The sequence below is a fragment of the Paenibacillus jepli genome (assembly GCF_047238105.1).
Lineage (GTDB): Bacteria > Bacillota > Bacilli > Paenibacillales > Paenibacillaceae > Paenibacillus_D.
On record NZ_JBDFMD010000001.1, the window covers coordinates 832,669 to 846,452 of the forward strand.

Genomic DNA, 13,784 nt, shown 5'->3' on the forward strand with positions numbered 1-13,784 from the left:
CGCCCCCTTCTAGAAGATTCTGTAGTTCGCCATTTTGTAAGCCATCCGGTAGGAAATGACGACGAGGATGAAGCTGATCACTGACTTGAACAGCCCAATGGCCGTCCCGAAGCCCATCTCGCCGTTCAGGATCGCGGCCCGGTACACGAAGGTGTCGATAATATCGCCTTTGGCATAAACAAGCGGATTATACAGGTTGAAGATCTGGTCAAAGCCCGCATTGAGTACATTGCCGAGCGCCAGCGTACCGACAACGATCGCGATCGGCAGCATCGCCGGAATCGTAATATGCAGCGTCTGCTTCCAGCGGTTAGCCCCATCCACCTCTGCCGCTTCATAGAGCGCCGGATTGACTCCGGCCAGCGCAGCCAGGAAGACCACGGTGCCAAAGCCGAATTCCTTCCACACATCGGAGACGATCACCGTGAAGCGGAACCAGTCGCCATTGCCGAGGAAGAAGATCGGCTCGATGCCGAAGACGCCGCTCAGCACCCGATTGACGAGCCCGCCCTCTGTCGACAGCAGATCGGTAAGGATGCCGCCCAGGATCACCCATGACAGAAAGTGAGGCAGGTAAACCAACGTCTGAACAAAACGTTTCAGCAGCTGCTTGCGCACCTCGTTAAGCAGGATGGCAAAGACGAACGGCGCCAGCAGGTTGAGCACCATCTTGAAGACGGCGATGACCAGCGTGTTCCAGATGACCTGCAAGGAGTCCTCCCGTTCAAACAGATATCGGAACTGGTCCAATCCCACCCACTCCGAGCCGGTGAGTCCGAGCCACGGCTTGAAATCTTGAAACGCCATGACGAGTCCGCCCATCGGCAGGTAGGCGAACAGGATCAGGAAGATCAGGGCTGGCAGCACCATGACATGAAACGGCCATTGCTTGGCCAGATAATAAAAAAAAGATTGGCGGTGCGGACGGATCCTCTCCGCTTGTTGACCGGCTGCCCCAACCGGTGGTTGTGTCTGCTCCATATGGCGCTTCCCCCTGAGCTGTTAGTGTATAGATCAAGTATAGCAACGCCAGAACGATCCCATAAGCAGACAAAACCCAACATATAGGGCATAATTGCAACCACTTTGGCGGGCAGCCGACTTAACCGTTCGGCACCATCCAGCAGCAGCAAAGCTGCTCAAGCGGGTTTGCTGCTCCCGGGCCCGCACACCAAACGGCCCCTTGCATCCGCATGCAGGGGGCCGCCATAGCCGTACCGGTTATTGAATACTGTCGTACCACTCGTTCACTTCTTTGGTAATGTCATCACCGCCGGAGGATTTCCAACTGGCGACGAACTGGTCGAACGCTTCGGCCGGCTTCTCGCCGAAGATGATCTCGTTGAAGGTCTGCGCCTCGATCTTGTTCAGATAGTCCATCCGGGACTTCATCGTATCGGTAGGCGGACCAACGAACATATCCTTCTTGGAGATCTCCTCCTGCTCCTTGACGACCGTCGCGGCGAGCGCCGTCTCCGGCCCATAGCTGGAGACGATCTCCTTCTCCCGGTAGGTGGTCGGCTCCTTGCCTTCGGCCAGATTCATAAGCGCCTGGAACTGCACATCCGGGATGCGCGCACCGTCGCGGACGAGGAAGTAGCGCAGCGGCGCCGTGACTGCCCCGCCCGGCACATCATCGAGGTAGAGCGGATTGCCGCTCGCGTCCAACGCATAGTCATAACCTTCGAAGACGCCATGCTCGAACGGACTGCCTTCCTGCGGATCCGCCAGGTTGTCGAACAAGTAGTTCTGGTAAGTGAAGAACGCTTCCGGATGCTTCATATCCTTGTTGATCAGCGTGACGCCGGTGTGGAAATGCGTACCATGCCGCATCGCCGTACCATCCTGGCCAGTCGGGATCAGATGGGGCTTCCAGACTGCGCCATCGACATTTTTGGCCGTATCCAGCAGCGGCCAGCCGCTCATCCAGTAGGGACCCGGGATAATGCCCGCCGTACCTGCAACCGCAGGCTCGGACGTCTTATTCTCATCCCACAGCGCCGCTTCCTTGGGGATATATCCCTTGTCGCGCCATTCCTTGAGCTTGAGCAGCCCTTCCTTCATGCCTTCGTGGATCGAGCCGTACATGAGCGTCCCATCCTCCGCCTCGTTCCATTGGGACGGGATCGTGCCGTAAGCCCCGAACACCCAGGATGGGTCGCCCATCCACGTATTCATCGACGACTTGAAGCCGATGCTCAGCGGCGTCACCTGCTGCGGGCTTAGGCCTTGCGGATTATTGTTGAGGAATTGCTCCATAACGTTCTCGAGCTCCGCGATTGTCTTCGGCCCTTCCAGACCAAGCGCGTCCAGCCAATCCTGACGGATCCACAGCAGGTAGTCGTTATTGTACGCGTAGTCCAGAACAGGGATCCCCATGCGCACGCCGTCCTTGACATAGGCATTCCATACATTGGGATCCAGACTCATCGCTGCCTTCCACTTCTCGTTGGCGTACTGGTCGAACAAGGCTCCGGCATCCTGGAAGCGGCCGGAATCGATCAGATCCTGCACCAGCAGCGGATCATTGACGGTGATCACATCCGGCATCTGCTGACCGGAGGACATCGCCAGGCGCACCTTGGTCACAAACGCGTTATTCGTATCCGTGACGGACCACAGCGATTTGACCTCGATCCCCAGCGTCTCCAGCGCCCAGCGGGTGGCGACACTGTTCTCGATCGACTCGCCGTCGCGGAAAGTGAGCGCCGGATCGACGCCCCATACCGTCGAGATCGCCACCGGCGGATCGTATTTGTCCTTGTAAGGGCTTTCGTCCGTGCTGCCGGCAGCACCATTCGCAGCAGGCGTGACCGGGTTCGCCGGTTCATTGCCAGTACCGCTGTTGGAGCAAGCAGCCAGCATGGAGGCGATGAGAAGCATACATAGCGTATAGGACAGTCGACGTTTCTTGACGTTCATAGGAATCCCCCTTTGGTAATGTCTACAGGTTAATTATAGGGTGCATGGACTCTCCGGCCTATGACACAATGCGAACATCTCAGCACCTATTGCAACCTGTTTACCTTTCCCGGAATTCCTGGGGCGTCGAGCCGTAGTACTTCTTGAAGGTTTTGCTGAAGTATTGCGGATTCTGATATCCCAGATCGCTTGTGATCTCATAGATCTTCTTGTTCGTGTGCTTGAGCAGATAGAGCGCCCGTTCCATTTTGAAGCTGATGATCCAGTCGCTCAGGCTCTCCCCCGTCTCGGCCTTGAACACTTTGGAGAGATAGACGGGATGCAGGAACACCCGGTCGGCGATCGTCTTGACCGTCGTATCCTGGCTCAGATTGCTGGCGACAATCTCATGCACCTGCTTGACGATGAAGCTCTTGGCGCTCTCCTCCTTCTGTGCGAGCTCGCTCTCCAGCTTGCGCAGCACCTCATCGGACCATCCGCGCAGCCGTTCCGGCGACAGCACGATGGTCTGGTCGAGGATGAAGTTGATCCCCAGCTCGTCGATCTGGGAGACATAGTGCCCTTGACGGTGTGCGACATACAGATAAGCATTGGTCAGTGCCAGGTAGACCTCATACAGGTGCTCCCGCGAGTAACCCGTCTTGGTCAGGTCGACGAACACCTCGCCGATCTTCTCGCGGACGGCCTCCCACCGCTTGGACTCCAGCAGCGTGATCAGAGTCGGCGGCTTGTACAGACTCTCCAGCGACTTCACATGCGCAGCGCCCCTGCCGTCCCGCTCCTCCAGATAGTGGATCGTGTGATGCTCCTCATGCGCGATCATGAACATCGTCCCCAGGCCCGCGCGGTAGGCGGCCGATACGGCATCGGGGAATTGGAACCACTCTGTGACGACGATCGAGATATCCCCTTTGAGGTAGTTGCTGACATTGGTGCGGAAGCTTTGCGCTGCCTCGGCGAGCTGCTTCTGCCGCTTGGTGCGCCCGTCTGTGCTGTACTGGACGCTGGGCGGCGCATCGCTCCGCGGCTGGACGAGCAGGATCAGATACTCGTGAGGTGCTTTGCCGTGCCAGACTTGGAAGCTCCCGGCGAAGGACTCCTCGGCAATATTGCCGATCGCAAACTCCATCAGCGAGACCGAATTGTAGTCCAGATGCGAGAACTGACGGCCCAGCTGGACCAGCAAGAGCACCGTCGGCTTGTCCGGCACCAGCGGAATCTCATATTGCTGGAGCTTCTCCTGCAGCGTCTTCGGCGAGAGCTGCCGGCCGAGCACCAGATCCATCATCAGGTTGGCGCGCAGTACCTTGAGGTCTGACTTGCGGCTGTACTGCAGCTGATGCATCTTCTCCGCCTGCTCCCACTCGTCCTTGAGCGCATTGATGGCGCCGGTCAGGATATGGACGAAGTCGTCGTCGTTCAGCGGCTTCAGGATATAGTCAAACGCCTGCAGTTGCACCGCCTTGCGGGCATACTGAAAATCCGAATGCCCGCTCAGGAGGATGCTCTTGATATGCGGCCAGCGCTCGCCGATCACCTGCAGCAGCGCCAGACCGTCCATCTCCGGCATCGCGATATCCGTGACGACGATATCGACCGGCGTCTCTTCCAGCAGCGCCAGCGCTTCCTGGGCCGAGGCCGCCTGATACACATGCCTGATGCCGACCGCGGCCCAGGGGATCGTCTTGGCCAGACTCGAGGTCACATATACTTCATCGTCCACCAGCAAAATATCAATCATTCGATCATCTCCTCGCTATTGGATACCGGCTCCCACCGGATCGTCACCTTCGCGCCGCCGAGCGGCGACGGTTCAAAGGCAAGGCCCGCGCCGCCGCGAAAACGCAGCAGCATCCGTTGATGGACATTCCAAAGGCCGCATCCCATCTTTTCGTCCATCGACCGGTTCATCTTGTACTGCAACGCGTGCATCGCATCCGGCGTCATCCCCTTGCCGTCATCCTCGACAATCAACAGCGCGGCTTCCGATTCCCACAGACCGGTTATCCGAATCGTCGACGCCTGGCTGCTGGATTCGATGCCGTGGAGTACGGCGTTCTCGACCAGCGGCTGCAGGATGAGCGGCGGCACCTCCAGCTGCAGCATCTCGGGCTTGATCTCCAGCGTATAGTTCAGACGCGGCATCCGCATCTTCTGGATCTCCAGGTAGCTGGTCACGAAGTGGACTTCTTCCGAGAGAGTGACCAGTTCACGCTCTTGTCTCGTCGTATAGCGATAATACACCGACAGATGATGCGACATCGCCACGACCGCTTGATGCTGCTCGAGCTTGGCCATGCTGGAGATGAAGGAGAAGCAGTTGTAGAAGAAATGCGGATTGATCTGCGACTGCAGCTGCTTCAGCCGCGCTTCCCGCACATGGATCCGCTCCAGATACACTGTCTCGAACAGTTCCTGGATCTGGGCAACCATCAGATTGAAGCGGGTGAAGAGGAAGCCGAATTCACCAGAGCCTTTGGACTTCATCCGTACGGTATAATCACCGTTCTTGAGCCGCTGGAAGCCGGCGACCAGTCGCTTGACTGGCACTTGAACCTGCGCGTAGAGCAGATAGGCGGCGATACAGCCGAGCAGCAGCAGACCGGCAACCGAATAATAAAACAGCCGGTTGGCTTGTTCGATCGGCCGCAGAATCTCCGTAATCGGGATATAGTCGATCAGATGCCAACCGAGCATCTCGGACTGCACCATGTTGATCAGATAGTCCTGGTCGCCCAGATGGACATTGCGGCTCTCCAGCGCCTCCAGCGGGCGGTTCCCGAGGGTACGGATGACTTCGCCGATCAGCTCCCGGTCGGCAGAGCGGTTGTAGATCGCCCCGGCATCAGGGTGATAATAGAACGGATCGGAGCGGCCGCCGCGCTTGAATTGGTCCAGCATGTCGATGATGTTGCTGCCGCTGAACCGCACCTCGATGATCAGATTATAATGGCCGGGATCCTCGTAACTGGAATAAGGCGTCACCGCGAACCGCGAAAAGGTCACCTGCTGCTGCCCTGCTCCGCCGCTCGCATGCATCTGCCAGCCCGGCCGCAGCCGCTGCTTGAGCAGCTCGGCATCGTAGAGCGACACATCGAGCGAAGAGATGTCCCGCTGGAGGACAGGCGAGTAGATATGAAGCGAATTGCGCCACTTCAGCGAGCTCTCCTGGATCGCCAGCTTCGTCTGGATGCGGCGGATGAGCGTCGTCGTCCGTAGATCCAGCTCCGGCATCGGCGTGAAAATATCGCGCAGCGAGGCGATATCCGGATCCTGGATGAGCAGATCCGGCCACAAGGCGATGGCATCGATGCTGGCATCCACTTCATTTTGAAAAAAGACCAGCTGGCTGGCATTGGATTTATTCAGTTCCTCGCCAATGATATCCGTGCTGGTCCGGTTGGAGTAGAAATAAAGGGTCAGAATGGGAATTAGCAAAAGCAAGGCCAAAACAATGATTTTCGTAAACAGATTGATTTTGGGCATCGTTGGTTGAAGCTCCTTAGGTCCTGATGATCTTCCTAGCGGTAGACAAAAGCATAGACCGCCCTCTCCATCATACGGACTAGGCGGCAGCTAGACAATCCATCATTTCGCAACATATCGGATGTTTTGGCAGTCGTTTAAGCGGAGAACAGAAGGATGTCGCGATACAAGGTGAAACGGCTGTCGCCGTTAGGTAAACAAGCGACCAGCCCCTGCCTCGTTGTCGAAGGGGGGGCTGGTTTTTGGCGGCGGGCGGCTGGCTGTTATGATACTTTTCTATAATTGGAGCTCCGATTTTCGGCGGGTGGCGGGCTGTAATGCTACTTTTGATGGTTTCTCGCCGACCTCCTCCACGATGTGCTGGATGGTCACGCCCAAAGCATGTCGCTGCGGTACACTTTGTCGTACAGCGCATGAATTCGCCGCCCCCTAGTTTCCCTTGGCTGCAAGGTATAGTCCGGTTTGGGGTTACCCGTGCTTTTCGTTTGGTGTCGTTAGCAGGGTTTACTGCATTCACTGAGGCTTCCCTTCCCGCAGCTCTCCACTTCACCTTTCGGGCTTATAGGTCCGCTCCCTACGAAAAACTCGTGCGGGGGGTGGTCTCCCTAGTTCCAGGCACAACGTGCTCAGCATACCGATCCCCTACTACCTGCAAGTTCTTCCGCGCTGCGTTCCAAGTACTTCACACGTTCTATGGCCTTCGCCCAAATATCGGGGCTCGGCACTTCCTTGTCCCTTGCGGGTGATTTTTGACGATGCGGCAGGATTCACTTCATGTTACGGCCTGCTGATTTGCTCGCACTCCCGTGGGAGTTACGTTGTCACGGGGCTTCAACCTTAGGATCTCTCCACCAGTTGCCCGTCAGCTACGAGGCAACTTGGCATTTACCTCGCCCGGACTTGCACCGGCAGTTGTACCTAGCTTGTCTAGGCGCGCAACAATCAAAAAAAACCGCAGCGAGCGGAGCGCTCGCATGCGGCAGCGTAAATAGCAATATATATCGTATCTTGCGCTGGTTCAGGGCTTGCCCTTTGCAGCCAAGGTAGCTTCCATCCCTAGTCTTTCATGCCGAGCCATTTCTTGAGCACACGCTTCATATTATTCGATACCGTTCCATATTTGCCACTTTTTGTTTCGGTTCCTGTAAAAAAAACGAGCGAACGCTCCTCGTCAAATTGCTCGATTTTATTCAGATTTACCAGATTGGTACGATCCAGCCGTTGAAAGTTGTAGGACTTCATGTGATGCTCGTAGGTGGAGAGGGTAGGCATCAGAGGATAATACTGACCGTCTGCCGTATGCAGCAGTACGGAACGCTCGGAATTCTCGATAAAGATCACGTCTTCGACATCAATGGTGATGAGTTCGCCCATGTTTTTCGGATCCTTTGTTACGTAGAATTTCATCTCACACTCACTCCGAAAAATTGGATTGGGCCGACGGGTTTGACCCGCGGCCCCCCTCTCGATATTACTTCTTTAACTCTTCAGGCAATTCTGGACGGTGTCCGGCAAACGGAGATGCCGTAGCGGCAAAATAGGCGGCAATACGATCAAGAACCGTCGAAACTTGCCTTGCAACCCATTGACTCATGGATATCACCTCCTTTTATTGGGAATGACCAAGGATAGAGCCTGCAATAACAAAATTATCGTAAGTGTGGGGGACTGAATGAAAAAATTGCTGCCGACGATGAATAAAGACAAGATTTTCATAACAGGAAAGTATTTCTCTGGCATGCGCGCATAACCTTTGATATTGGCTGGAGCGAAGATTGCAAATAAAATAAAGCAAAGCCCCGTCGCAAGCAGAATCCAATCCTCGGGAAAAGGAAGATGGGGCGCACCGGCTGCTACACTCAAAGTAACCAAGGTGCAGAGCGCTGATGACTGGAAGTGATAGCCGCCGGAAACCGCACGAACAAGTACGAGCATCATAATGGAGAATCCCGTCTCGAGTAATGTCCCGGTAAGCAGGCCGATTATGGCAGCGGAGGTGTAAGGAATCAGAAAATTGATGACAATGATTAGAGCATAAGTCATGACGGCGATACTGCTTGTCTCTCTCGTATTTGCATTCTTGATCGATATAGCAAGCTTCTCAGCCCACGCTTCAATCATTGGTGTACTCCTTTCGCTGTGCATAATAGAGTAGAACCCAAAGGAGAATGAAAAGCGGGAAAATAATAGCTAATGCCCACAAGTTAGAAGCAAATGTAACAAAGTTTGTAACCGCTAAACTGACATACCCCGCAATGATAAACACAAACAATTTAAGATTAATTCCTTTCATGGCTACTGAAACATGCTCATAATCCGGCACAAAGGTATAACCGAGACGAAACTTATAGAGCAGCCACACAATCACAATTACGATAGAAACCGATAAAGACTGGAGAATATACATCGGAACCGAATTTGGGACTAAAGTCCCAAGGGTACTTGAAACCAGATCATAAAAATCATAATCAAATACTGAATAAAGAAATACCCCATATAACCGTAAACCGTCATCAAAGCGGCGTAGAAGATATGTATGCGGAACATCTGCCATAGAAAAAGAAAAATGATCGGCGGCTGCAAAAGTGTTGCGAGTCCCCTCATCTCCAAAACCTGAAACACGAAATGCGAGATCAGCGACATGAGCGCGGAAGTTAATAGGATCTGACCCCAATACCCTCTCAACTGAAACTTGAACATCGCGAAGGTTAATAGAATGAGAGCCAGCCACTCGATACCTGAGAAGAAGAAATATAGTACAGTACTCATAAGTACGCTCCCGTTTTCCCTCAACACATGGAAAATGTTATAAGTCTATTATACTATATCAAAATTTGTAAGTTAAGAAATTTTTACGAGAATTCCAACATATTTTCAATCAAATTTCGACAAAAAACGCCAATATTCTTGCAGAACCTTCAAAAACTCCCCCTCTTGGTCCGAAGACCGGAGGGGGAGTGCTGTCAAATTAGTCGTTCAATTGCAACATTCTGCTGATGATGACCGCCGCTTGGGCGCGATTGGCAATGCCTTTCGGACCATAAGTCGTCTCCGTCATGCCTTGGATGACGCCTTCCTCCGTCAGCAGGGCCACTGCCTCCCATGCGTAAGATGCGATCGAGCCGCTATCGCTGAACTTCGCAAGTAGGCCGCCAACATCGCTGGCGGAAGCAGCTTGCGTCAGCTTCAGAACATTGGCTGCCATGATGGCCATCTCTTCACGCGTAATCGCCCGGTTCGGCTCGAAACGGCCTGCGCCTACACCCTGTACGAGTCCCAGTTCGACAGCAGACGCTACATAAGTGTAATGCCAGTTTGACGGCTGCACGTCCGAGAACGATACCGAAGCATCGAGGTTCGTGAGTCCGTAAGCTCTGACGAGCATCGTCAGGAACTCGGCACGGGTCACTTGCTGACGCGGTGCAAACCGGTTCTCGGCAACACCGCCTACGATGCCGAGACCTGCCAATTCGCGGATCGCATCACCTGCCCAAGCTTCCACGCCTTCCAGATCGCCGAACTCAGGGGTCGGCGTACCCGGTACTTCTGGATCTACCGGAGGTGTGCCAGGCTCGGTCGGATCTGTTGGGTCTGTTGGATCCGTAGGGTCAGTCGGATCTGCCAAATCCGGAGTCGGTCCAGGTATCCATGGACCCGGGCTCGGGTTCGGGCCCGGCTCAGGTATGACCGGTACGCCAGGTTCAGCGAGATAGATCGCATTGGCCAGCAGCCGGTACTGATGCCGCGGATGATCACGGTTGACCAGTTCATTAGAGAAGATGGTCAGATTTTTGCCTCCTCCAGCGTAAGTGAAGGCCATCACCTGTCCCTTGGCTGCCTCATGGCCCGGCCACCAGCCTGCCTTGAAGAAGTCCTCGTCATCGCTTATGCGAGCCAGTACATCGGCCGAAGAAGGCACAGCCGTGATATAGAGCCAGAGACGGTATAGAAATATTCTACTGCATCATAAGGGCCGGTAATCGGGCTCGACGGCGATACGTCAGTCCGGAAGAGTCCTTCGTGCGAGCTGCGGGTTGTGGCGAACTCGAATCCAGGGATCAGGTTAGCCGTGCGGACCGTATTCATCGCCGTCCGGCCGAATCCGACATACGGCTTGCCTTGGTCGATCAGAGTCGTGGAGCCGCTGGTGTTCACCAGAACGTCCGCTTGACTCTGATTGCTTACGACTTCGAAGCCTAGTGATTTCAATACGTAAGCCGGTACACCGGTTGCCGCCACCTTCAGAGCCTCCAGCTCTTTGCCTTGCGGCTCTTCGCCGCTGAACAGCTCCAGCTCAAGATAGAGATCGGTCACGACTTCTTGCAGATCTTCTGCCCGGACGACGAAGTCGCCGGCTTCGTGCTCGGCATCGTCAGCAGTCAGCATGACGACTGTTTTATCCTCAGCCAGCAAGGTATTGACGGCAAGCAGTGCGTCATTGTTGCTGTTGCGGAGCACGACATAAGTCGAGCCGTCCGGCACGACGGTTGCCGGAATGTCGACGGGAGCGCTCACCTCGTCCAGCTTGCCCGTGAAAGCACCTGCTTCTCTGATGATGTAGCGGTCAAAGCCGCGCATATCATGGAAGTTCTGGACGATATCTGCATACATATCATCAAAATCGGAAACGTTGATGCCGTCATAGAGCACCAGATTGGCGAGACCGCGCTTGGCCTGATGCATATTGACGACATACGAGCCTGCGGGATATGTGGTGCCCGCTACGGTCACTTCCTCCGTAGAACGGTCTACCTGGACGCCGTTGCGCAGCAGGTACTCTGCCATGCGGTAAGCTTCCAGCACATTCTTTTGTAGAGTGCCGTCAACCGGGAGCACATAGTACTCAGGGAAGAAGTTGGTATTCCCCTGACGCGGACGTCCAATCACTTCGTTGTTGCTGTCTACCAGGAATTTATCGACATCCTCGCCGATGTCGATCCCTCCGACACCGCGTTTGTAGACTTCGAGCTGGTTGAGGAACAGCGTTTCTTTGTTTTTTACCACATAGTCTGTTGCCGCTGCAGCCGTATAGTAGAGCGCCTTCTGCGACTCTTCGTTGAGCTCCGGCATCTCCAATGTGTGACCGAGTGCCCCGTGATGCAGCGCGTAGACAGCCGTATAAGCCGGGGATGCATCATCCCATCCGGTTGCATTGGCGATCGGCTCGTAGTTCTCATCCTCGAACATCTTGCGATTCTCTTCATACGGGATATGGTAGACATCGTAAGTGGTATTGGCGATGCCCGCCTCGCCCATCGCATAGGCCTGCTCCAGCATGCTCTCCATGAGCAGATCGTATTCGATGTTCGGATCATGCGGCGGCGTGCAAGGCTCGATCAGGAAGCTCCCCACGAATCCGTGCATATCCAGGAAGGACAGCGGCGACCATTCAGCAATTTTCTTCGTGACCGCCTGCGTCTCCGGCTGAGTCTGGTAAGAGTTGTCCCGGTTCAGGTCGAACCCTTCGGCATTGGCCCGCGTATTATGCACCCGTCCGTCCGGGTTATTGGTATAGACGAAGATAAAAATAGCATGCTCGAGTGCATCGTCCATATTCAATGTAATGGTTTGGTCGTGCCCGCCGAGCTTGGTATCGTATTGAATCTCTTCTTCAAGCGCCATCGTTTCAAAATAATTGAGGATGACGTCCACGCCCGGGGACTCGTCCGGATGAATATTGTTCAACCAGATCGGCACTTTATAGTCCGTCAGCCGATCTTCACGGATATCCTCTGCCAGCTCTGCCGGATTTGACATCATCTTCGGATGGATATCATTCTGATATTGGTCCACGGAAGCCTCATCCTTGGCCAGCACAGTGAAATAGATGTCGCGACCTTCGACCGACTTGCCGATTGACGTCGTCTCGATGTAACGGCCCGTCTCTCTTGCCGCCTCTGCCGTGATCCGGTCGATCTCGGGCTTCAGTTCGGCATAGCTGCGGTAGCTGTCGTAAGGGGTCAGCTTGACCTTCGTATGAGCGACTATTTCCCCGTCCGCCACAGCAGCCAGCTCAAAGTTGCCGATGAATTTCGGATACTCCGGCCGGATGTTGTTGTTCGCTGTACGTGGAGACAAGTTGTCCGTTCCGAACGGTAGATCGAAGGTGATCTCCGCCGTAACCGTGCTGCCCGCGACGGACATCACCTCTGCAGAGATAAACGAAGGACCTGTATAAGCGCCAGGCGTCTGCGGGGTCGCTCCCGGTACCCATTGCTTCCAGTCTGCGAGCGGCTTGCCATCGTATGTCCAGGTCAGGCTGTCCGCGCTGACGCCTTCAGGCAGGTCAAAGGTTGCCGTGAGTGTGCGCTTCTCCGTCATCGACGCTACGTCCTTGTCAAGTACCATCGTTTGAGACGACGACGGCTCTTGCACTTCCAGCAGAATGCTGGTCAGCAGCTGAGTAAATGTAGACAACCGCTCTTCGATTCGGCCGGGAAACGCCTGGCTGATGAAGGCAAGATTATCTTTATACGTATGGAAGATTTCATCATGCTCTTCGGTCTGGGTGTAGCCGTCCAGATCGCCGATCTCCCAGTTGGTTGCTTCCAGATAAGCGTAAGGGATCCCTTTCGCCTTAAATGGCGCATGATCGCTCCAATCACCCGTTGTACCTTCCGGATAATCCGCATTCAATCCCGGGTTGGTCGTTACATCCAGTCCATCACGGTCGGCAATCGCCAGCCCGAGATCGCGGACGAAACCGCCGGCTCCCGCACCCCCGTAGATATACATCATATCGCCAGCTGCGAGGCTGTCGAGATTGATCATGGCGACCGTGTTGTCGATCTGCTCCTCAGTCATCTGATTGACATAATACTTGGAGCCCTGCAGTCCGACCTCTTCCGCACCAAATGCGATGAAACGGACGGTATACGGCCTTTGCTCTTCAGGAAGCGCCTGGATGGCCTCAGCAACCTCCAGCATGACACTTACGCCCGATGCATTATCGTCAGTGCCTTGTCCGGTATACGCCTTGCCTTCATACGAGCCCGGATCAGTCGAAACGGAATCATAATGCGCACCCACGATAATCTCACGGTCCGAGGCACCTTGGACGACACCGATAATATTATTGCTGTTGAACGAACCGTCAGAGGTCGAATACGTAAACGGCTGCTCTTCCGGCTCCAGTCCGAGTGTATCGTACTGTTCCTTCAGATACTCACCGGCTTCGACTTCCTTGGCCGTCCCCGCTTCGCGCGTACCGATCTCGTTGGTGAGATACGCGAGATACTGGTAGGCGGCGTAGCCCGTCTCTTCAGCTTCGAGCATGGTCTCAGCCAGCGTCACTTCCACTTCATCAGCTGCCGTAACATCCGTATCTGCTGAGACATCCGCATCCGTATTCTCTTGGTCTTCCTGCCCCGGATCCA

Annotated in this window: 10 protein-coding genes; all 10 read right to left on the reverse strand. The window is 54.9% G+C overall.

Annotation, left to right across the window (positions count from 1 at the left end):
• Positions 1-9 precede the first annotated feature (9 nt).
• Positions 10-870 carry an ABC transporter permease gene (locus ABC336_RS03955; RefSeq protein ID WP_413242433.1) on the reverse strand — a complete coding sequence of 287 codons (861 nt, stop codon included), beginning with the start codon at positions 868-870 and terminating at the stop codon, positions 10-12.
• Between the two features lie 351 nt (positions 871-1,221).
• Positions 1,222-2,922 (reverse strand): type 2 periplasmic-binding domain-containing protein, encoded by a 1,701-nt coding sequence (locus ABC336_RS03960; protein ID WP_413237428.1) that lies wholly within the window; start codon positions 2,920-2,922, stop codon positions 1,222-1,224.
• Between the two features lie 100 nt (positions 2,923-3,022).
• On the reverse strand, positions 3,023-4,663 hold the full coding sequence (locus ABC336_RS03965; protein ID WP_413237429.1) for a response regulator: 1,641 nt from the start codon (positions 4,661-4,663) through the stop codon (positions 3,023-3,025).
• The gene (locus ABC336_RS03970; protein WP_413237430.1) at positions 4,660-6,408 is read right to left on the reverse strand and encodes a sensor histidine kinase; all 1,749 of its coding nucleotides are present in this window, start codon (positions 6,406-6,408) and stop codon (positions 4,660-4,662) included. The genes ABC336_RS03965 and ABC336_RS03970 overlap by 4 nt, the downstream gene beginning before the upstream one ends.
• Positions 6,409-7,464: 1,056 nt before the next feature.
• Positions 7,465-7,815: a LytTR family DNA-binding domain-containing protein gene (locus ABC336_RS03975; RefSeq protein ID WP_413237431.1), complete on the reverse strand. Its 351-nt coding sequence runs from the start codon at positions 7,813-7,815 to the stop codon at positions 7,465-7,467.
• A 64-nt stretch (positions 7,816-7,879) separates the two neighbouring features.
• Positions 7,880-8,002, reverse strand: a complete 123-nt coding sequence (locus ABC336_RS03980) for a cyclic lactone autoinducer peptide (protein ID WP_413237432.1) — start codon at positions 8,000-8,002, stop codon at positions 7,880-7,882.
• Between the two features lie 5 nt (positions 8,003-8,007).
• Complete coding sequence (locus tag ABC336_RS03985) at positions 8,008-8,529, reverse strand: accessory gene regulator ArgB-like protein (protein ID WP_413237433.1); 522 nt, start codon at positions 8,527-8,529, stop codon at positions 8,008-8,010.
• Positions 8,522-9,139, reverse strand: coding sequence for a hypothetical protein (locus ABC336_RS03990; protein ID WP_413237434.1), 618 nt, complete (start codon positions 9,137-9,139; stop codon positions 8,522-8,524). Before ABC336_RS03990 ends, ABC336_RS03985 begins: the two co-directional genes overlap by 8 nt.
• Before the next feature lie 237 nt (positions 9,140-9,376).
• Complete coding sequence (locus ABC336_RS03995; RefSeq protein WP_413237435.1) at positions 9,377-10,327, reverse strand: S-layer homology domain-containing protein; 951 nt, start codon at positions 10,325-10,327, stop codon at positions 9,377-9,379.
• Entirely contained in the window at positions 10,294-13,707 is a 3,414-nt protein-coding gene (locus ABC336_RS04000) for a M20/M25/M40 family metallo-hydrolase (RefSeq protein ID WP_413237436.1), read from the reverse strand. The genes ABC336_RS03995 and ABC336_RS04000 overlap by 34 nt, the downstream gene beginning before the upstream one ends.
• Positions 13,708-13,784 lie beyond the last annotated feature (77 nt).